General features: G+C 65.6%; 15 protein-coding genes and 1 pseudogene. 10 read left to right on the top strand and 6 right to left on the bottom strand.

What is annotated here, in order from left to right; translation table 11 throughout:
* The first annotated feature begins 126 nt into the window (after nucleotides 1-126).
* The 7 genes from asnB (at nucleotide 127) to DS843_RS28135 (ending at nucleotide 8,924) form a co-directional block, all read left to right on the top strand.
* Complete coding sequence (gene asnB, locus DS843_RS28160; RefSeq protein WP_167525509.1) at nucleotides 127-2,025, top strand: asparagine synthase (glutamine-hydrolyzing); 1,899 nt, start codon at nucleotides 127-129, stop codon at nucleotides 2,023-2,025.
* 79 nt (nucleotides 2,026-2,104) lie between these two features.
* Nucleotides 2,105-3,295: a DegT/DnrJ/EryC1/StrS family aminotransferase gene (locus DS843_RS28155; protein ID WP_149472139.1), complete on the top strand. Its 1,191-nt coding sequence runs from the start codon at nucleotides 2,105-2,107 to the stop codon at nucleotides 3,293-3,295.
* An 84-nt stretch (nucleotides 3,296-3,379) separates the two neighbouring features.
* Complete coding sequence (locus tag DS843_RS28150) at nucleotides 3,380-5,062, top strand: carbamoyltransferase family protein (RefSeq protein WP_149472138.1); 1,683 nt, start codon at nucleotides 3,380-3,382, stop codon at nucleotides 5,060-5,062.
* Nucleotides 5,063-5,088: 26 nt separating this feature from the next.
* Nucleotides 5,089-5,838: a hypothetical protein gene (locus DS843_RS31440; protein WP_167525508.1), complete on the top strand. Its 750-nt coding sequence runs from the start codon at nucleotides 5,089-5,091 to the stop codon at nucleotides 5,836-5,838.
* An 11-nt stretch (nucleotides 5,839-5,849) separates the two neighbouring features.
* The gene (locus DS843_RS31435; protein ID WP_167525507.1) at nucleotides 5,850-6,932 is read left to right on the top strand and encodes a radical SAM/SPASM domain-containing protein; all 1,083 of its coding nucleotides are present in this window, start codon (nucleotides 5,850-5,852) and stop codon (nucleotides 6,930-6,932) included.
* 50 nt (nucleotides 6,933-6,982) lie between these two features.
* Nucleotides 6,983-7,870, top strand: coding sequence for an NAD-dependent epimerase/dehydratase family protein (locus tag DS843_RS28140; RefSeq protein ID WP_149472136.1), 888 nt, complete (start codon nucleotides 6,983-6,985; stop codon nucleotides 7,868-7,870).
* Nucleotides 7,848-8,924: an ATP-grasp domain-containing protein gene (locus tag DS843_RS28135; RefSeq protein WP_149472135.1), complete on the top strand. Its 1,077-nt coding sequence runs from the start codon at nucleotides 7,848-7,850 to the stop codon at nucleotides 8,922-8,924. The genes DS843_RS28140 and DS843_RS28135 overlap by 23 nt, the downstream gene beginning before the upstream one ends.
* A 21-nt stretch (nucleotides 8,925-8,945) precedes the next feature.
* Here the strand turns inward: DS843_RS28135 and DS843_RS28130 are convergent, their stop codons facing one another.
* From DS843_RS28130 to DS843_RS28115, 4 genes are read right to left on the bottom strand one after another with little or no spacing between them, the layout of a single operon-like run.
* Nucleotides 8,946-10,295, bottom strand: a complete 1,350-nt coding sequence (locus tag DS843_RS28130; RefSeq protein ID WP_149472134.1) for a glycosyltransferase family protein — start codon at nucleotides 10,293-10,295, stop codon at nucleotides 8,946-8,948.
* 33 nt (nucleotides 10,296-10,328) lie between these two features.
* Nucleotides 10,329-11,360 (bottom strand): FkbM family methyltransferase, encoded by a 1,032-nt coding sequence (locus tag DS843_RS28125; RefSeq protein WP_149472133.1) that lies wholly within the window; start codon nucleotides 11,358-11,360, stop codon nucleotides 10,329-10,331.
* Between the two features lie 14 nt (nucleotides 11,361-11,374).
* Nucleotides 11,375-12,187, bottom strand: a complete 813-nt coding sequence (locus DS843_RS28120; protein ID WP_149472132.1) for a class I SAM-dependent methyltransferase — start codon at nucleotides 12,185-12,187, stop codon at nucleotides 11,375-11,377.
* Between the two features lie 52 nt (nucleotides 12,188-12,239).
* Entirely contained in the window at nucleotides 12,240-13,076 is an 837-nt protein-coding gene (locus DS843_RS28115; protein ID WP_149472131.1) for a class I SAM-dependent methyltransferase, read from the bottom strand.
* A 555-nt stretch (nucleotides 13,077-13,631) separates the two neighbouring features.
* Between DS843_RS28115 and DS843_RS28110 the strand changes: the two genes are divergently transcribed.
* On the top strand, nucleotides 13,632-16,040 hold the full coding sequence (locus tag DS843_RS28110; protein ID WP_167525506.1) for a glycosyltransferase: 2,409 nt from the start codon (nucleotides 13,632-13,634) through the stop codon (nucleotides 16,038-16,040).
* 13 nt (nucleotides 16,041-16,053) lie between these two features.
* On the opposite strand, the gene DS843_RS28105 is transcribed toward DS843_RS28110, so the two are convergent.
* On the bottom strand, nucleotides 16,054-17,790 hold the full coding sequence (locus tag DS843_RS28105) for a radical SAM/SPASM domain-containing protein (RefSeq protein ID WP_149472129.1): 1,737 nt from the start codon (nucleotides 17,788-17,790) through the stop codon (nucleotides 16,054-16,056).
* Between the two features lie 358 nt (nucleotides 17,791-18,148).
* Here DS843_RS28105 and DS843_RS28100 point away from each other — a divergent pair, with 358 nt between their 5' ends.
* Both DS843_RS28100 and DS843_RS28095 read left to right on the top strand, forming a co-directional pair.
* Nucleotides 18,149-19,459 (top strand): nucleotide sugar dehydrogenase, encoded by a 1,311-nt coding sequence (locus DS843_RS28100; RefSeq protein ID WP_149472128.1) that lies wholly within the window; start codon nucleotides 18,149-18,151, stop codon nucleotides 19,457-19,459.
* A 251-nt stretch (nucleotides 19,460-19,710) separates the two neighbouring features.
* Complete coding sequence (locus tag DS843_RS28095; protein WP_208852347.1) at nucleotides 19,711-20,061, top strand: hypothetical protein; 351 nt, start codon at nucleotides 19,711-19,713, stop codon at nucleotides 20,059-20,061.
* On the opposite strand, the pseudogene DS843_RS28090 reads toward DS843_RS28095, so the two are convergent.
* Nucleotides 20,058-20,405 (bottom strand): annotated as a pseudogene (locus DS843_RS28090) (ISL3-like element ISAzs13 family transposase); the annotation flags it as partial. The gene DS843_RS28095 and the pseudogene DS843_RS28090 sit on opposite strands and share 4 nt — an antisense overlap.
* Nucleotides 20,406-20,681: the final 276 nt, after the last annotated feature.

The following is a 20,681-nucleotide window of genomic DNA, read 5'->3' as shown; positions in this document are numbered from 1 at the left end:
GCCTTCCCGGCGGCCCGTAGCAGACCGGGCGGAAGCGCGATATTCTTGCCAGCGTCATGCCCTTCCGGTGATGCATGCCGGTCTTCAACAACCAGGAGCCGATCGGGGTATGCGATGTGCGGGATAGTGGGGTTTTCCGGCTTCCCCCAGCCCTTTCGCCTGCGGGCGATGACAACGGCGCTTGCCCACCGCGGCCCGGACGGAGAAGGCATCTACGAAGACCCGCAAGGCCATATGAACCTTGGCCACAGACGGCTGTCGATCATCGACCTGGACACGGGCGACCAGCCCATGGGGAACGAGCGGGGCGACGTTCAGGTCGTCTTCAACGGAGAAATATACAATTACAAGGAGCTGAGGGACTGGATCGCCGCCACGGGGCGCCACCGCATGGCGACCCGTTCGGACACCGAGACGCTGCTGCATCTCTATGAGGAAGACGGGCCGGATTTCGTAAGTCGCCTCAATGGCATGTTCGCCTTCGCCCTGTGGGACGGCACCAACCGGCGCTTGCTGCTGGCCCGCGACCGCCTCGGGGTCAAGCCGCTGTATTGGACGGAGGTGGACGGAAAGCTCCTGTTCTCCTCGGAATTGGCGCCGCTATTGCTCTGGCCTGGCGTTGATCGCGGCATCGATCCGGAAGCGCTCTCCTTGTACCTGAGCCTGCGCTACGTCCCCGAGCCGAAGACCATGTATCGGGGCGTTTTTGCGTTGCCGCCGGGACATCGGCTGCTCTGGCGTCCGGGAGCGGCCCCGAGCCTGGAGCGTTACTGGTTTCTGGACTTTTCCCAGGCCGAACCCGCGACGCGCGAGGAGGTGCTGTGCGATGAGTTGGATGCGCTGCTGCGCGATGCCGTCCGCCTGCGCCTGCGCTCGGACGTTCCGATGGGGGTTCTGCTGTCGGGAGGCGTCGATTCCTCTCTTGCCGTCGCCCTGATCCGGCAATTCTCAGGGGAGCCGTTGCACAGCTTTTCCTTGGGTTATGCCGACCGGCTGGAGGACAAAAGGGATGTCTATTATGCACGGATGATTGCGGATCGCTATGGCACGGACCATCACGAGCACGCTATGGCCGCATCCGAGTTGGCCGAGCGGATTCCGACGCTGGCGAGGCACTTCGGCCAGCCCTTCGCCGGCGTTGTCTCGACCTATTTCCTGACGCGTCTTGTTCGGGATCATGTGAAAGTCGTCCTGTCCGGCGACGGGGCCGACGAATTGTTCGCCAGCTACGGCCACCATCGCTTGGTTTGGCCGCTGGCCAATCTGGCCGCGGCCCGCGACAACGGCGCGGCCGATCCCTATGCGGTTGCGGATCTGGCCCCCCTTGGTGACCGTGTCGAGCTGGTCCGCCGCTTCGACGGCATGCCGCCTTGGCAGGTTCGCGCCGGATTCGGTGCGTTCAGCGCCGGGCAGAAGAGGGGACTCCTGGCCACCGACGCCGGCCGGGCCATCGCCGGGTATGACGCTGGCGCCTTTCTTGAGCCGTTGTTCCGTCACAGCACTGCGCGCGATGGCCTCAACCGGATGCTGGACGTGGACATCCGCACCTCTCTGCCCGGCGAGGTCCTGCTGTTCTCGGACCGCCTGTCGATGGCGCACGGAGTCGAGGTTCGCAGTCCCTTCCTCGACTACCGGGTTGCCGAACTGGCGGCGCGGGTTCCCGGAACGCTGAAAATCCGGGGTGGGACGCTGAAGTATCTTCTGAAGACGCTCGCTGCCCGGTACCTCCCACGCGAGATCCTCGACCGTCCCAAGGAAGGGTTCGTGCAGCCCAACCATGTTTGGCTGCGCGGCCAGCTCGATGCGGTTCTCGACGACCTGTTGTCGCCCGATTCGCTTGCGGAGGACGGCCTGTTTGATCCAGCCTCCGTGCGGAGCCTGATTGACGATCACAGACAAGGGCGGAACGACCATGCGTTCCGCATCTGGACGCTGGTCATGTTCCAGGCTTGGCAGCGCGACCGTCGGGAACTCTCCCGCATGGCCGCGGCCAACGCCCGGACCTTCAACACAGCGGGCTCGTAGGATTTATTTAACCCTCTGTCTACCCTTTCAGGGGATGCTCAGCGGAACACGGAAGCGTCAAATTTCATCGAGAGAGGATATGCGCCCAACCCCCGACCCGATCGCTGACGATGCCGCCGCTCCCCCCCGCGAGCCGGTCGCCTTCCATCGCCACGACCTGGGGGACGCCGAGCTGGCCGCCATCGCCGAGGTGTTCCGCGGGCCGATCCTGACCACCGGCGCCTTGGTCGAGCGCTTCGAGGCCCGCTTCGCCGAAACGCTGGGCCGGAAGCACGCCCTGGCGGTGACGAGCTGCACGGGCGCCCTGCACATGTCGCTGCTGGCCCTGGGAATCGGTCCCGGCGACGAGGTGATCACCACCCCGATGACCTTCGTGGCGACGGCATCGGCGATCATCGAGGTCGGCGCCACCCCCGTCTTCGTGGATGTGGAGCCGGACACCGGCAACCTGGACGCAGCCCGCGTGGAAGCGGCGATCACGCCGCGCACGCGCGCGGTCATGCCGGTGCACCTCTACGGCCTGATGTGCGACATGACGGCGTTGCGGGCCATCGCCGACCGGCACGGCCTGGCACTGATCGAGGATGCCGCCCATTGCATCGAAGGGGTCCGCGGCGGCATGCGGCCGGGAGAAGCTTCGGCGACGGCGTGCTTCAGCTTTTACGCGACGAAGAACCTGACCTGCGGCGAAGGCGGCGCGCTCGTCACCGACGACACGGCGCTTTACGAAAAGCTGAAGCTCATCCGCCTGCACGGCATCGATCGCTCGCTTCTCAGCCGCCACACCAGCGCGCGGGGCGACTGGGACATGGTCGCCATGGGCTGGAAATACAACATGAGCAACATCGAGGCGGCGATCCTGCTGCCCCAGCTCGACCGTCTGGCGGACAACCTCGAACGGCGGCGGGCCCTGGCGGCACGGTACCGGGCGCTTCTGGCCGACCTGCCCGGAGTTCACCTGCCGGCCAACCGCCCGGACAGCGTGCATGCCCGGCACCTCTTCCCCATCTGGGTCGAGGACGAGCGCGACGATCTCGTGGCGTGGCTGCGCGGCGCCGGGATCGGCTGCGTGGTGAATTACCGGCCGGTGCATCTGACGCAGTATTTCCGCGACGCCCACGGCTATCGTGAGGGCATGTTCCCACAGGCGGAGCGGATCGGCGCGCGGACGCTCTCTCTGCCCTTCTATCCAGGCATGCCGGAATCCCATGTCGACCGGGTCGTCGCAACCTTGCGGGCATCGCAAGGGCGCCCCCGGACCGTTTGCTGACACGGTGCCGGACTTCGCGGCCCGACCGTTTCACGCCCGGCGTCGAGCGCCTAGTCGGAATCGACCTTTTGAAAAGGACACGCCATGATCAGCCTGGGACTTCACTTCGGTTCGCATGACGCCAGTGCCGCCGTCGTGATCGACGGCCGTCTCGCGGCGATGATGGAGCAGGAGCGTTTCGACCACCGGAAGCACTCCTCGGCTTTCCCCAAGGAGGCCATGGACGCTTGCCTCAACCTGGTGGGCGCGCGGCTGACGGACGTGGACGTCGTCGCCTACGCGAACGACGTGGAACTGACGAACACCCACAAGCGCGCTTTCATCAAGCGCGCCTATGATGGGGCCTTCGTCCCGCCCCTGCGGGCGCAGGCCGACGTCGAGCGGACGCTCCGCGCCCATGTGGGCGACCGGGTTCGGCTGTTCCACGTCGATCACCACATGGCGCACGCCGCGTCGGCCTTCCTGCCGTCTCCGTTCGAGGAAAGCGCCATCTTCTCCGTGGACGGCATGGGCAACTGGGTGTCGACATCCCTGTGCCTGGGTCGCGGGGCGGGCATCGCCGTCCTGAAACGGATCGCGCACCCGCATTCCCTGGGCCTGATGTACGGGGCCTTCACCCAGTATCTGGGCTTCCAGGCCGCGTGCGACGAGGGCAAGACGATGGGGCTGGCGCCTTACGGCAAGCCCCGGTTCTTGGACGACCTGCGCGGGATCTGCCGTTACCGGAACGGTGAGCTGGAGCTGGATCTCGATTACTTTACCTTCCACCGGGACACGCTGATGGACGAACAGGGCCATCCGCGCGTCTGGTACTCGCCGCGCGTCGTCGAGCGCTTCGGCCCGCCGCGCGTCCCGGAATCGGAGATCGACGAGCGCGCCGCCGACATGGCGTGCAGCGTTCAGGCGCTTCTGGAGGAGCGCTGCTTCGAGCTGCTCCGCGATCTGCACGCGGCCACCGGATCGCCCAACGTCTGCCTGGCCGGCGGCGTCGCCCTGAACTGCAGCATGAACGGACAGATCCGCGCCCACACGCCCTTCGCGAACGTGTTCGTCCTGCCGGCCGCCAACGACGCCGGCCTCAGCATCGGCGCGGCCCTGCTGGCGAGCGCGGACGCCGGCGTCCCGGTGCGGCGCGAACCGCTGGAGCACGCCTATTACGGCACCGAACACGGCACGGCGGAGATCGAAGCGGCGCTGCGCACGCTGCCGGAAACGGTGTCGGTCCGCCGCCCCGCCAAGCTGGAGGAGGAGGTCGCCGACCTGCTGGCGGACCATGCCATCGTCGGCTGGTACCAGGGACGCATGGAGTTCGGCCCCCGCGCGCTCGGCCACCGCTCCATCCTCGCCAACCCGACCCGCGCCGACGCCAAAGACATCGTCAACGCCAAGGTGAAGTTCCGCGAGGCGTTCCGCCCGTTCGCCCCGGTCGTTGTCGAGGAGGAGGCGCAGCGCTACTTCGAGTATGGCGGGCGGCAGCCCTTCATGCTGACCGTCGACATGGTCCGCCCCGAATGCCGGACGGTGATCCCGGCGGTGACCCACGTCGATGGAACGGCGCGCGTGCAGACGGTGGCTCCGACCCAGAATCCGGAACTCCACGCGTTGCTCCTGGCGGTGAAGCGACGCAACGGGGTGCCGGTGCTGCTCAACACCAGCTTCAACATCCGTGGCGACACCATCGTCCGGACCCCGGATGATGCGGTCCGCTGCTTCCTGGAAACCGGGATGAACGCCCTGGCCATCGGACCCTTCCTGCTGTGCAAATGACCGATACCCCGACGAAAGACCTGCCCATGCGCGCGGATTACCACATCCACCTGCATCACAGCCCATGCACCGCGGACGAGATGACCGTCGACGCCGTCGTTGCCGAGGCTGGGCGCTGTGGGCTGGAGGAGATCGGCCTGATCGACCATCTCCATCCCAACACCGAATCCGCGATCTTCCGGCAAGCGCGCTCGGAGATCACCGGGCTGGGCGGGGAATTTTCCGGCCGGATTCTGCTGGGAGCGGAGCTGGACCTGCTCGACCAGGACGGAAACACGACCTTCCGCCCCGACGTTGCCGAAGCCGTCGATTTCCTCAGTCTCGGCATGGGGCATTACCAACTCGGCTGGGTGACGGCCGATTTGACGCAGCCTCCCGACCGCTTCCTGGAACGGGAGGCGGAATCCCTCATCCGGGCTCTGGAACGGCATCGCGTTTCCGTCGTCGTCCATCCGTTCATCTACGTCGCCTTTCCGAAGCTGGCCCCGCACTATGTCGGCGCGCTCTGGCCGGACCGGCTCCCTCCGGCGTTGATCGACACGCTGGCGGACGTTCTCATCGCGCGGAACACGGCCATGGAATTCCATTGCCGCGACTTGATACACATTCCGCAGCGGCTGGGTGGCGAACCGTTCGTGACCTCCTACATGGCGTTGCTGGATGTCCTGCGCGAAAAAGGGGTGCACTTCGTGAGCGGATCGGACGCCCACCGGCTCAATCAAATTCATCGCTCGGCGGAAGCACCCGATTGGGCGCGAAACCGCCTGCCAATCTGAGGAGGGGCTATATGGACGTTGTTCCCGGTGCCACCGGTACCCATGGCGACACGCTGCCGGTCTATTCCGTGCCGCCGGAAGACCTGCCCACCCGCCAGCAGCTGCTGGAGCAGTACGCGACCACCCTGAACGCCGTCGAGACCAACTTTCTGCGTAGCCAGACGCCGACGACCCCGGAAGAAATCTACCGGCGCCTGCGCTATTTCCCTAATCAGGTTCTGCTGGAAACCTCGTCCTACTGCCAGCTCCAGTGCACGATGTGCGCGCGCCAGTTCAATCCCCGCCCGTGGGGACGCATGGACGAGACGCTGGCGCACAAGATCATCGACGAGGTGCTGGAAGGCGCGCCCTGGGTGCGCATGTGGTTCTGCTACTTCGGCGAGCCGCTGGTTTCGAAGAAGATCGGCCTTTACGAGCGCATCCGTTACGCCAAGGACCGGGGCCTGAAGCGGGCGGCGATCAACACCAACGGCAATCTGCTCGACCGCGAGACGATCCGACGGCTTGCGGAGAGCGGGCTGGACGAGATCTACATCGGGATCGACGCCTCCACCAAGGAAACCTACGAGCAGAAGGTCCGTATCGGCGGGAACTTCGACACCGTCATGCGCAACGTCCATGACGCGATCGAGTTGGCCGGCGACCGGATGCAGATTTCCGTTCAGTTCGCCGTGCTCGACGTCAACCAGCATGAGCTGGAGCCGTTCCGGGAGTACTGGTCGAAACATCCCGTGCAAATCTACATCCGGCCGAAGATGACGTGGATCAACTATCTCTCGGACGAGATCGGCACTGGCCAGGAGCGTCGGCACGCCTGCGCCTGGATTTTCGATTCGATCAACGTCAATGAAAACGGTGAAGTTCCCTTCTGCATCAATGATTGGGAAGGGAAGCTGGTTCACGGGAACCTGCGCGAGGAGTCCATTTTCGACGTCTGGCAGAGAAAAGTGTACCCTCATCTGGTCGCGCATTCCGCCGGAAACTGGGAAGCCCTGCCGGCCTTCTGCCGTTCCTGTCCGGACTGGCAAAGCAAGAAGCCGAAGAACCTGGAGGCGATCCAGCTTTTCGCGCATTACGCACGCCAGAATGGGTGACCGCCTTTTCCATACAGGCCCGCCTGGCGGGCGCGCGGGGAAGAGGTGCGATGCCTGAGCGCATCCTGGTGACCGGCGCCGGCGGCTTTCTCGGACGAGCGGTGTTGCGGCTGGCCCGCACGCACTGGCCCTCCGCCGAGGTCGTGGCCGTCGGTCACCGGACTTTGCCGGCCGGCGGTCCCGCCATCGCCGTCGACCTGACCGCGCCGGAGGCACAGGTCACGCTGTCCGGTCGCTGGGATCTGATCGTTCATGTCGCGGCCAACATCCCGACGGGCGCCGGTGCGGGGCGGCTGGCGGGATTGCGCGACAATCTGCGGATGGCGGAAACGCTCCTGGCCGTCTGCGAGCGAGCCCCGCCCAAGCGGCTGGTGATGGCGTCCAGCATCTCGGTCTATCCGATGGGCGCCGCCCCGGTCCTGCACGAAGGTCTGGCGCCCTGCCCGGACACCCCCTACGGCGTCGGCAAGCTGGCCGCCGAGCATGTTCTGGGGGTGGTGCGGTCCTTCGGCACCCGGGTGGCGATCCTGCGCCTGTCATCGCTCTATGGGCCGGGCCAATCGGCCATGTCGGTGCTGCGCCTGTTTCTCGACCGGGCGCTCGCCGGCAGCCCGCTGCGGCTGTTCGGGGACGGCGGGCGGACCCAGGACTTTCTGCATGTCGAAGACGCGGCACGCGGTCTGGTGGCGGCGGCCGGGGCCGATGGGGTGTTCAACCTGGGATCGGGCGAGGCAACGTCCATGGCCGAACTGGCGCGCCTCATCACCGCTCTTCCGGCTTGCCGGGGATCGGCCATCGAATTCACGGCGACGCCGGATCCGTCGCCCAGCGTGCGTCTGGACATCGGCCGCGCATGGGCGGCGTTCGGCTATCGACCTCACATCGCTTTGACATCGGGATTGGAAGATTACTGCCATGCTCTCCTGCAAAGGCTCTAGCGCCGGCCGCCTGCGCATCCTGGTGACGGGAGTGGGGGGCAACGTCGGCCAGGGTATCCTGAAGGCCCTGGCCCGCAGCCGTCTGGCAAGCCATGTGGTGGGGACCGACTGCAACCCGCTGGGAGCCGGGCTCTATGCGGTGGACCGCGGCTACGTCGTGCCGCGCACGGACGATCCGGCCTTCCTGGACAGCATTACGGGAATCCTGCGGAACGAACGGATCGACTTGGTCTTTGCCGCCGCCGATGTGGAGACCCTGCCCCTGGCGCGGCTGCGCGCGCGCATCGAAGACGCCACGGGAGCCATCGTCCTGGTCCCGGCCGCAGATCTGGTCGAGCAGTGCCACGACAAGTGGCTGACCGCGCAATGCTTCGCCCGCCTGGACATCGCGCACCCGGAAACGGTGCGGGCCGACGATCGCAACGGCGTTGCCGCCCTTCTGGAACGGTTCGGGCCGCCGTTGGTGGTCAAGCCCAGGACCGGGCATGGCAGCGGTGGCGTGGTCATCGCCCAGTCGCCGGCGCTGGTCGCGGCGGCGGCGGACGCTCTTGGCGCGGACGGCATCGTTCAACGCTGCGTGGACGTCGACGGGCCGGAATACACCGCGGCGGTGCTGTGCGACCGCGCGGCCCGTCCGCGGGCCGGCATCGTGCTGCGGCGCGAACTCCTTCAGGGCACCAGCTACCGGATTTCCCTGGTCGAGGACGCCGGGCTTCTTGACACCGCGCTCGACTGGGCAACGCGACTGCGCATCGTCGGCCCGGTCAACTTCCAATTCAAGGTGGAGAACCGCCGCCCGGTCTGCTTCGAGGTGAACCCCCGCTTTTCCGGGACCTCCAGCGTGCGGCCGCATTTCGGCTATAACGACGTCGAGCTGGCGGCCCGGCATTTCGGGCTGGGGGAGGGGATCGCGCAGCCGGATCTCGTTCCCGGAATGGTCCTGCGCTACTGGGAGGAGATGTTCATTCCCGGCTTTGGCTGGAACGAGGCCAACCGGGTGCGCCGGGTCGAGGGGGGGCGGGCGCTCCGGCCGGAGGAGGGGGAAGCCGGTTGAAGGCTCCCCGCCCCGTCGTTCCTACCCCGCCAGGGCGCCTTCCATGACGCGCCGGATGACATCCTGGTAATCGTGGTCGCGGTTTATCAACTCCCGCAGGTGATCGGAAAGGTCGAGCCTTTCCTTCTCGTGGGTCAGGAAATAGTCGATCTTCCGGTTCATCTCGTCGAAGCTGCGGAACATGACCGCCTCGCCGGGCGCGCCGAACAGCTCCGCGAAGTCGGGCTTGTGCTCGAACAGGGCGAACCCGCCGGAGGAGAAGCACGACGGCGGCTTGGGTGAGGAGTTGTTGATGAAGCCGGAATTGATGCAGTCGACGGTGATGCGGGTGCGCGCGTAGACCGACGGCAGTTCATCGGCATAATTGACCGAGCCGCGGAAGCGAAGGTGCGCGAAGCGCCCGGCCAGTTCGTCCATCGTTCCGGGGTCGGCAAACCCGCCGTACAGCGCCACCGGGCGCGCCACGGCTTTCAGAAGCTCGATGCGTCCGTGCGCGTTGGCGATGTCCTCGACGATGCGGTAGGCAACGTACCAGAAATAGCTGTCGTCGAACAGCAGCCGCTCCCTGAAGCGTTCGTCGTCGGACAGGCGCTCCAGGCTTTCCAGCAGCAGGGGCCAGGGCGCCGCGACGGGGTTGCGGCGCCGGGCATGCACGACCTGGCTCGCCAGCCGGCCGGCCGCGGACCCTTCGGGAAACACCGCGCGGGCGCGGTTGAGGGAGATGTTGCCGACGAACGCCACGTCCTCGTCGAACCGGCGCTCCGCCGCGAGCGACCGGCCGTGGCGGATGTAGGGCCAGGAGGTCTTCGCGGGCATGAAGGTGACGTTGGGGCTGGTCAACAGGCCGAGGCGGCGCATCTCGGCGACGTGGCCGCTGTCGATGGCGATGTGATGGATCAACGGGTGGTTGATGCGGCTCGCGACGCGCTGGATGGCATCCTCGGACGACGCTTCCGGCCCGGTCGGCAACTGCCACAACACCATGCTCGGAAATTGCAGAAGCCCGTGGTCCCACGGCAGCACCAGGGGAATTTCCAGGATGTCGGTGAAGATGTTAATCCGGCGCGAGCCGCTCAGCGTCCGGCAGCACCAGGGATAGTTCCCGTTCGGCAGCCCAAGCGCGGCCTGCGGCCGGAACGCCCGCAACGCGTCGATTTCGGCACGCTGGCCGGCCACATCGCCGACAATGAAGGGGGTGGTGTCGACATGATGGAACCGGCAGCCGAACTCGGTCTCCAGGACGGCGCTCTCGCGCAGGCTGAGCAGACGGTCGTGTCCGCCGAACCAGCTCTCCGGCGGGATCGTGACGGCGATCCGCGCTCCCGCCAATCCCGCGCTTCGGCGGTCGTGCCCCATGCCAGCACCGTCCATGTCATCTCTTCCCCGGTTGGTTCGGCCGTCGCTTCAGCGCGGATAGAACATCGGATCGTCGCGTTCGAAGGCGGCCATATAGTCCCGGTAGCCCAGAACCTTCTGTCTTCCGGCCTGGGCCTGTCGAGCCAGCACTTCCAGAAGCTCCTCCACATCGACGCGCGTCTTCAGCCGCGCCTGGAAAGCCACCAGGATCTCGGCCGCGTTGTCGGGAAGGTTGAAAAGCGAAAAGATGCAGGCCAGCTTCAGCAGCTTTTCCTCATCGTACCGGTCGCGTTCCTTTTCGTACCTCGGGCTGAGAAGGTCGCGGACGTAGAGCGCATCGCCCTGAATCGGACGGCCGAAATCGCCCTGGGCCGGGATTCCGAGGCTATAGCGTCCCGGCAGCGCCGCCGCCGAGTAGCGCCTGACGCTGAGACCGAACAGCTCGAAACCGTTCTGCCGCATGAAACGGTCGGTGTTGTGGAACGTGTTGTTCGTGTCGTTTTCCGTTCCGAAATAGCTCACCTCTAGGCCGAGAGCGAGAATATTTCTTTTTGAAAATTCACCTTCCAGGGAGACAAGAACTTCAAAATCTGGCCCATCGACGTCTATCTTTACGAAATCGATGTCACCGATGTTTTTCTTCGCGAAATAATCGGGGAGGTAAATCTGATCGGCAGCGTCGGCCATGCCGTCGCCTTCATAATAATACGGATTCAGGGCCTGCCCTTCGGATTTTCTCTTTTCCTGCTGAATTTGACAGGATCGGAAAGCGCTGCACCGCTGCCAGAAGTTCATGACAACGGGGGAATTGGCCGCCTTGCGGGTAAGGAAAAGGTGGTCCGGCGGCAACCCGACGAAGGTGGGCTCGTAGCGGATCCCCTCGTGCGTTTCCCCGGTGGCTAGGCGCCGGCATTCGGCCAGATTGGGTTCGAATCCGATCGCGCGCAGGTTGGACCCGAATTCGCGCCAGACAGGATCAATCCCACCCCCGCAGCCGACGTCGATCAGCGTGAACGGATCCCCGGCCAGGGCGTCGGCGACCTTGATGGCGAACGGGCTTGTGGTCTGCAGTCCATCCATGTCCGTTTCCAGCCTCAGTCGGCGGTGCCGGCTTTCGCCGTAAGCAACAGGTACCAGGCATAGTCCGGCATCTCCTCGGCCATGCTCCGCAGCCCTTCCAGAATGCCGTTGATGTCGTATTTGGTGCCCAGATGAATCATCTGGGGAGTAGAGAGCAGCTTCATGCCGATGCCGTGGACGGGACCGACCTGATACCCGTTGCGGACGAAGAGGGCCCGCCAGGAGTAACGGTCGTAGAGCCGCACGTTGAACACCGAGTGGTCGCGGGCGTTGTGGGTGCACGGCGACGATTCCAGCCCCATGTAAGTCCCCAGCCGGCGGTGGAAGGCTCGGCAATTGGGGGTTGAGGCGATCACCACCCCATCGGGGGCCAGCCAACTCTTGGCGCGGGTGACCAAGGCGTCGTCGTCGGGAACATACTTGACTACCCCCGACATCAGGATGGTGTCATAGGGGTGATCGGGGGTGAATTCCTCGAACAGCGTGTGGAAGATGCGCACCCGCTTCTCGCCGGCGAAGTCGGCGCGGGCCTGCTCGACATGACCGGGCGCCGCCTCGACGATATCGACGGCCTCCACGCCAGGAACCGAAAGCAGCGCCTTCGTCCAGATGCTGTTGATGTATCCGAGATCAAGAATTCGCCCAGGCTTCAGAAATTCCAGGGATTTTTCGATGACCCATGCTTTCATCTTGTCATCGAATGTTTGATCATCCGTGTAATAATAGTTATTAGATGCCGCATTGATTTCGAGCATCTGTTCGTCTTTGGAAACGGGAAGGCCGCTCTTGGCCTTTTCGAGGGGGTTGTCTTTTTTGTTCGCCGTCAATTGAATGTCCCCATTCCCAAATCTGGCCAGGCGTCATGGATTCCGCAGGAGGTCAGTCGGCTTTCGCCGTCAGCAGCAGGTGCCATCCGAACAGGCGCTCGAAAGCGCGGAACAGGGAGTCCGGCATCCAGCGGAAATACCATTCCCGCACGTAGCGGTACTGGACATAGTCGGGGATGCGATAGGGGAACACGTGATCCACCCGGCACTCGAACAGCCGCATGCCGTGGGCTTCGAGCAGAGCCCGCCCTTCCTCCCGGTCGTAGATGTAGGTGACGGGGCAGCCCGTCTGCGCCTCCGAATGGCGGGCGACGAGTTCGGGCAGCTTCCAGAACTGTCCTTTCCCGTACCCCAGCAGGATCCACAGCGTCTTCCAGGAATAGCGATAATAGACCATGATCTTCATGGTTCCGCCCGGCTTCAGATACCGGCGCAGCTCGGCGATGGCGCTCTCCGGGTGCGGTGTGTGGTGCACGACCCCGAAAGAATAGACTAGGTCGTATTCGTCCAGCGGAACCACCTTCGACAGTTCTTCGCCGTTTGCGTTGAAGAACTGGATGCGGTCGGCCACCCCCATGACCTCGGCCCTCTGGCGCGCGATCTCCAGGGATTTGGTGGACAGATCCACGGCGGTGACTTGGGCGCCGGCCCGGGCGAAATTGATGGTGTCCGTGCCGATGCCGCAGCCAAGTTCAAGCACCTTCTTTCCCGCCCAGCGCTGGAAATCGGCGAACTCCGGAATGTGCGGCTCGACCTTGTACTTGCGGGCCTCCACCTCGTCGAAATATTCGCGGGAGCCCAGAGTTTTCGTGGAGTGGCGGATGTTGCAGGGGCGTGCGTCCCAATACGCCTGGACGTTGCTGATCGACGTTGTCTCGAACGTGTGCATTACGGCATCCTGTGTCAAAATCGATACACCAATGGACCATGCCCCACAGCAAGGATGCCGCGTCCAGCCGAACGCGCCACCTGTCCGCCACGTTTTGGCGGGAGGCTCCCGAGGAAATGCGTCTAAGGTGGAATCGGATGTAAGGCCCTGCTCCTGACGTCTGTCACTGATCGTTCCGTTCGCTCGGCGGCAATATTTTTGCGGACATGGTGGGCAGCATTACCGCCATGTGGTAAATAAAGGGTTATTTGCGCTGTCACAGGAGTGACTTGGCCGAGAGTGGACAGCGATCCTCGGTTGATGCCTCCGTGCATCGCGCCATGCCGGTGTTCTTCCCTGTTGAACGCGCGGCTTGTACGACCGGTGGCCAGGGCGTACAACGACGGCGAGGCAATGCCCTCACGATCTCGGCCGCATCCCGGCCAGGATCTCGGTCAGGAACTCGGCGCCGCCTGGCCCCGGGCCGGTTCGGTGGCTTGCACGGTCCATCCACTCTCGGCGTTTCAAGACTTCGCCCATTCGCAAGGCGTGGTTTGCTCCAGGCAGGAAATTCACATGTCGGAACCGCTCCTCCCCAGCCCTGAACAGCTTCAGCGCTACAAGGAGGCCGACGTGATCTTCGTGGCGCAAGACGGCTTCTCCCTCGCCCCTGCGCGGGTACGCTGCTACAGCTTCGCGAAGCTACTCCGGCAGAAGGGCATCGCGGCGGAGGTCCTGTCCTTCGTCGATCACCTCGGCGCCCGGTTCGGGGGCGGTCCCGTCGCGCAGATCCCCGAGGAGGAGAAGCTCCGCCTCAACCTGCGGGCCTTCGACATCCTGGCCGAAAACCCTCGGGCGGTTCTTTACGTCCAGAAGGCGGGCTACCACGTGCTGGCCTGCTGTCTGGCGACGGCGCGCCATGGCAACAGGATCGTCTTCGATTACGACGACTACGACATCGGCACGTCGCCCTACTGGCGCCTGGAGCCTTGGTTCCCCTCCTTGCAGCCCGACGCCCTTCTGTCCACGATGGCGGCCCGCGCGGACGCTTGCGTGGTGTCGAGCACCCGGCTTCTCGACCTGGTCGGGCGCGACAAGCCGAACACGCATCTGGTCCACACCGTCGCCGATCCGGAAGACTTCAACCCGCTCAGGAGGCACCTGCCGCGCCGGCGTTTCGGGGATGCGGTCAACATCCTCTGGTGCGGCGATGTCTGGGGCTCGCTGGTCCTGCGGGACATCTTCTTCGCTCTCGACGCCTTTGCCCTGGTGCCGCCGGAGTTCCGCTCCGAAGCCCGCTTCCATCTGATCGGCTTCGGCCGGGCTTGGCCGGAGCTGAAGCGGCGCGTGGCGCAGCGCTATCCCGACCTGCGCAACATCGTCTTCCACGAACGCATCGCGCCGGAGCGGTTCAGCGAGGTCCTGGCGGAGATGGACATCGGCGTCCTGCCCTACGCCGACACCATGTTCAACGCCTGCAAAAGCCCGACCAAGATGTTCGAGTATCTGCTGGCGAAGGTGGCCGTGTGCGCCACCCCGGTGGGAGAGGTGGTCCACTGCCTCGACGACGGCGTCTCGGTGCTGCTGGCGGACGCGTTGGAGGGGTTCTCGGCGAACCTGACGCGGCTGATCGCCGACCGGGATCTGCGCACGCGCATCGTCGAGGCGGCCTACGAGCGCGGCGTGCGCGAGCTGTCCCTGCAAGGCGTCGGGGATCGCCTGGCCGACATCGTCCGGCCGTTGATCCGGATGGATCCGGCGGTCGGGCCGAGCGTCGAAACCTACCTCGCGCAGGCGCTCGGCCGCACGCGGGAAATCAGCCCGCGCGAAGTCGCCATCGCGCGCGGCGACCTGAAAACCGTGTTGCGGGCCGGCGACCCGGCCACGGTCGATCCGATGCGCTGGACGGCTCCGCTGATGGCCCTGCTCGATTGGCCCGGGCTGGAGCGCGCCGAGAGGGTCACGCAGCCGCAGCTCGATCGGGTCAAGGCTGCAGCGGCCCGGTCGCGCAACGCCCTGCGCGTGCGCGTGCAAAGCGCCCTGCCGCCGGCCGAGCGCCCCGCCGGCCCGCCGGCTCTCAGCAAGCTTGCGGCGGCCGAGGACTGGGAGTCGGCGCCCTGGTTCGCGTGGCTCGACCGCCTCAAAGTCAGCTGCTCGACCTTCCCGCGCTATCTGGACGATGAGACCCCCGATGCCCCCCGGGTCAACGCCCTGGACCGCCTCGACCTCGTCTACAATTTCTACAAGCGGAGTTGCGGCGCGTGGGCGCGCGCGCAGACCGCCTACGCCCTGGACCGGCTCGGCATGCTGGATCGGGAGCGCGAGGCCGCGGTCATCGTTCCGCACCCGGACGGCATGCCCATGCTCCTGTCCGATGTCGTCCGCCACGTCGATGTGATCGACATCGGCGCCGACGCGCCCGAGCGCGCCCGGCGGGTCGCCCTTGGTGAAACGGACCGTTGGCGGCTGGTTTCGCGCCCCTTCGATCCCGACCGTCTTGCCGTCCACCACATCGGCCGGCCGGCCTGCGCCCGTCTGGACCGGGGGGCTTGGGACATCGTCGTGGTTCCGGACAACGCCATCTTCCTTCACGGTTTCGCGGAGACGATGGCCTGGATCGACGCGCGGCTGCGGATCGGGGGATGCCTCGTTCTCACCATGGAAACCGTGCTGAACGATGGCTCCGATGCCGACCATGAGGGCCACACCCGAGTGGCCGGCGTTCCCGCCCGCCTCGCCTCACCCGAAGGGCTGCCGCGCCTTTTTGCCCAAACGACCGGGCTTCAGGTGGAAGGGGTGTTCGACGTGTCGGTCAGCGACGCCACGCTGGACCGCGTGGCGCGGACCGACGCGCCCGGCAATCCCCACTTCGTCCGCCAGACCGGCGTCACCCTTCACATGCCGGCGGTCTGGACGCTGCGCAAGCGGGCTGTCACCCCGCCGGACGCTTGGGCCGGTCTGGCGGCGGAAATCGGGGCTGCCTGAGGCCCCCTCCCGCTCAGCCGTTGGGGCTCTCGACGTTGCAGGGTTGACGCCGCACGCGGATGAGGGCGTCAACCTTCTCGCGAAGGTCGCTGACGGCGACCATGGGTTTCTGCAAGCAATTGTGACAGAGCGCGCTGAGATCGCCGGTCAGCAACCGCCGGCGCAGATCCCGGATTGGTTCGTCGTTGAAGATCGCGTTCATGTCCGTCCCGATGGCGGCATAGTCGGGGCGGAAGGTCGGGGCTCCATAGCAGCAGGAGAACACCGTGCCGTCGTAGGTGAAGATGACGTGCGTCCACGGCTCCAGGCACAGACGTGTCTTGCCGGGGGGGCATCCCTCCGCCGGAGCGCCGGCCACGAGGCCAGGCTCGGCCACGGGGATAGCTGCGGGGATGGCTGCGGGGATGGCCTCGGGGACGGCCGGGGCGGCCGCATCCTCCAAGGTGGCGGGCCGGGACAGGCAAGCGGCCAGACAGTCGGAAACCTCGTCATCGACCTCGATGGTGATGTCGGCGTCGATGCCGATCTCGAAAGCGCGTTCGAAGGCGGCCACGGCCTTGCGCGCTTGGTCTCTGGCCAGCCCGGCGATGCCGGACAGGGCCGCATCGTAGGTTCCCCCGTTCAGCGCGATGTAGCGGACATATTTGATGCCGAGCGCCGCTGCCATGGCGGCGACCTGATCCACCAACGCGACGCTCTTGTCGGTGACGACGGCCTGGATGTTGAAGCTGGGCGGTTCGCGCCCGACCGCCATCGCCGCCGCGCGGATCTGGGCGATGTTGAACACGATCTTCGCCGGATTGGCGCCGACGCGGACGGACTTGAGGATCCGGCTGTCGACGCTATCGAAACTGACGCTGATGTGGAAGAACCGGGACAGCGTCTCGGCCTCATCCCAACGGAGTTCCCGCGCGAGGTTGGTGGTCATGCGCAGCCGACTGCCGATGGCCATGAAGCGCTCGGCCTGCCGCTGCCAATCCTTCAGGACCGTCGTTTCGCCGGCGCCGCCGCCAAGCTCGATGCGGACGCCGGGATGGGGGGTGAGGAACGCGTGGACCCGGTCAACCAGCCATGGCGCCGTTTCGCTCCAATCCTTGCGCGAGGTGTCGTGGTGAGGGCAATAGCCGCAGCGCAGATTGCACCGCTCCGTCAGCGGCAAATCCACGGAGCAGTCGCTGTTGAAGGGAACCGTCAGCAGCGACTGCTCCGGCGCGTCGGCCGTAAGGCTCCCGGTGTCCTGGACGTCGGTGTTCTGGACGTGGGGAGCGCCGTCGGCTTGCGGGCTTGCGGCGGGTGAAAGACGCCCCGGCGGGACTCCGTTCGCCGCCGCCGCATCGACGGAGACCAGCTTGGATTGGAAATGGTTCAGGTTGCGCCACGACACGGGGGCATGGACCAGAAGGTCGTAACGGTCGTGCCCGCGCGCCCGAAGCCCGTCCCTGATTTCCCGCCAGTACTGGGATGTGATCAGGACCGCGCTGTTCTGGGCGTGTTCGGCGTGGAACGTGTCTGCCCGGACAATGGGAAGGCCGTCGAGTGTGCCGCTTCGGAACGAGTCGATGAACCCGCAAACGGTGACACCAAACCGCTTTTCAAGCATATGGCGCGCATGCACACCGCAATCGCCGGCCCCGAACAGGTAAATCCGGCGTCCTTTCAACGGCTTGATGCGGTCTGCCAGAGTGGCCATGGATGCTTCGTCCTTCCTAAGCGTTTGCGGTCGATGAGGGAGGGCGGCACGGATCTTCATCCCCTCGCGTGGATCGCCCCAAGACTCACACGGTGTTCGCAAACCCCGATTGCGCGTGCGAGGATCAATCACGCCATACTGATACCGGAAAGTGGAACAATGACGAAGGACTCCTTGCGGAAAGACGCGGAGGGGCCGGGCATTCCCATAAAAAGCGGGGTGACGGCGCGGCTTGGCAATCGCGAACCATTCCCTGGCAAGGGCATGAAGCACAGCGCGCGGCACAACTCCGCTCGGGAACGGCTGAGACCGCCCACTTCCCCGCTCCACCGCACGGGCAGAGCGTGTATAAGACGGGTCTTTCCGGCCCGTTTCTGTCTTTTCCCGTTTTTCGTCTCTCTAAGGAAGCCTCCCCACCATGCCCCATTCCCGCCGCATCTCGGTGATCGGACTCGGCTACGTCGGCCTGCCGGTGGCCGTCGCGTTCGGCCGGACGGGCGCTCCCGCCGGTGTTCCCGTGGTCGCCTTCGACATCGACTCGCGCCGCATCAAGGCGTTGCAGGCCGGGCACGACCACACGGGCGAGGTGGCGGACGCGGATCTGGCCATGGCCAACCTGCACCTGACCGACGACCCGGCGGACCTAGCGAAGGCCGACTTCCACATCGTCACCGTGCCGACCCCCATCGACGACGCCCGGCGCCCGGATCTGCGCCCGTTGCTGGCCGCCAGCCGCACCGTCGGGCGGTATCTGAAGCGCGGCGACGTGGTGGTCTACGAATCCACCGTCTATCCCGGCGCCACGGAGATGGACTGCGTGCCGGTGCTGGAGGCGGAGTCCGGCCTCGCCTACGGGCGGGACTTCACCGTCGGCTACTCGCCGGAGCGCATCAACCCCGGCGACAAGGAGCACCGGTTCGAGACGATCACCAAGGTCGTCTCGGGTTCCGACCCGGCGACGCGGGCGCTCGTTGCGGCGGTCTACGGCAGCGTGGTGAAGGCCGGCGTGCACGAGGCCGCCTCCATCGCCGTGGCGGAGGCCGCCAAGGTGATCGAGAACACCCAGCGCGACGTCAACATCGCGCTGATGAACGAACTGGCGGTGATCTTCCACCGCATGGGCATCGACACCCGCGACGTGCTGGCCGCCGCCGGCACCAAGTGGAATTTCCTGAAGTTCCAGCCGGGGCTGGTCGGCGGCCACTGCATCGGCGTGGACCCCTACTATCTGACCCACCGGGCGGAGCAGTTGGGCCACAACCCGGAGGTCATCCTGGCCGGCCGGCGCATCAACGACACCATGGGTCAGTATGTGGCGCGCGAGGCGGTGAAGCAACTCATGCGCGAGCGCCTCAATGGAATCGTTGCCGAACCGCTGCGCGTTACGGTGTTGGGGCTCACCTTCAAGGAAAACGTGCCCGATATCCGCAACACCCGCGTGGTCGACATCGTAGCTGAGCTGGAAAGCTTTGGGGTAACGGTGGCCGTGCACGACCCGCTGGCCTCGGCGAGCGAGGTAACCCACGAATACGGCCTTGCGCTGGTCCCACGCGACCACCTGCCTTTGGCCGACGCTGTCGTGCTGGCGGTGCCGCACGCCGCCTATTGCGCCGAGGGTTGGGGCCTCGTGACCGGTCTCCTGAAGGATGGTCGCGGCCTTGTCTTGGACATTAAGGGAGTGCTCGACCGCGCCGCCGTGCCGACGGGTGTGCGGCTTTGGCGGCTCTAGGCAACAAGCCTCTTGAGGGGAACGTGGGATTCAGTACGCGGTGGTCATCTGAACGAGGCGGTCGTGGTGACCGGGCGCGCTATCAGCACCGCTCAAGCTCCCTGTTTCGACTGTGAGGATAGCGGTGCTTTCGTCGCAGACGAAAGACGTTTACCTTTTGTTCGTGTTCAAGCATGATACCGCCATGCGCTCGACCACACCGTCTTTCAGCGCCGAGTTCCCGCTGCGCAGCGGACGAGCGGAGGCTTCAGGTGCGGCTGGAGGCGGCCCGGCACATCTACAATGCCTGCCTGGACGAGACGCTGAAACGCCTCGACCTCATGCGCCAGTCGAAAGACTGGCAGACAGCCCGCACCATGCCGAAAGGCAAGGAGCGGACCGTGCTGTTCAAGGCGACGTTGGCGCGCTTCAGGTTCTCCACCGCATCCATCCAGAAGCACGCCGAGGCGTGCCGCGATGGTTGTTGGATCGGCCAGCACCTCGGCAGCCACGATACCCAGACCACCAGCCGGCGGGCCTTCAAGGCGGTGTGTCAGTGCCGGTTGAATACTGGCCCATCCGCATTCCCGGTGCACCGGAATAGCTGGAGCGCCGCCTTTTAGGCGGCTTCAAGGACCCGATGGCGCAGCAGGTCGAATCCGCCGCGGCCGTTCATCGTGCGCTTGGTCGTCTTCAGTTTGCTGATCTGCCCCTCCACCGGCCCGGTGCTCCAGGGCAACGTCAACCCCGCACGCACCGCCGCCAGATCACGCTTGATGCCTTCGGCAAAGCCGCCCAGGGCCGTGTCGTCGGCCGCCGCGAGCCATCCATCCAAGTCGCCGCCCTGTTTGTCGCGCACCATGGCCCGGAAGGCGCGTCCCGCCTCGATGGTCCGTGTCAGCGTGGGCGCTCCAGCGATCGGGGCCGCGACGAAAGCCCGTTCGGTCGCATCGATCTCCTCGGGGTCACGCCATAGGACGGACGAAAATATACGTTAAGCGGACAAAGCCGGAACATCATGCGGCCAGGAGTTCGGTTGGCGCGCGCAACGGGCGATAGCCGGTAATGCTCGGCACTCGGTTCGCGCTCCAGAGATAGTCGCCGGTCAGGTTGATGGTAAGCGTTGCGAGCGCACCCTCGGCTCGGGCCGGGCAATCACCGCATCGATCTGTGGCGACGGACCTTGAAGTGTTCGCGGAGGTCGAGGATGGCCTTTGCCTGGGCGGGGACGTCGGCCTCGGCG

The sequence above is a fragment of the Roseomonas genomospecies 6 genome, from assembly GCF_008365375.1.
GTDB lineage: Bacteria > Pseudomonadota > Alphaproteobacteria > Azospirillales > Azospirillaceae > Azospirillum.
This window is presented reverse-complemented; position numbering and strand designations above follow the sequence as displayed.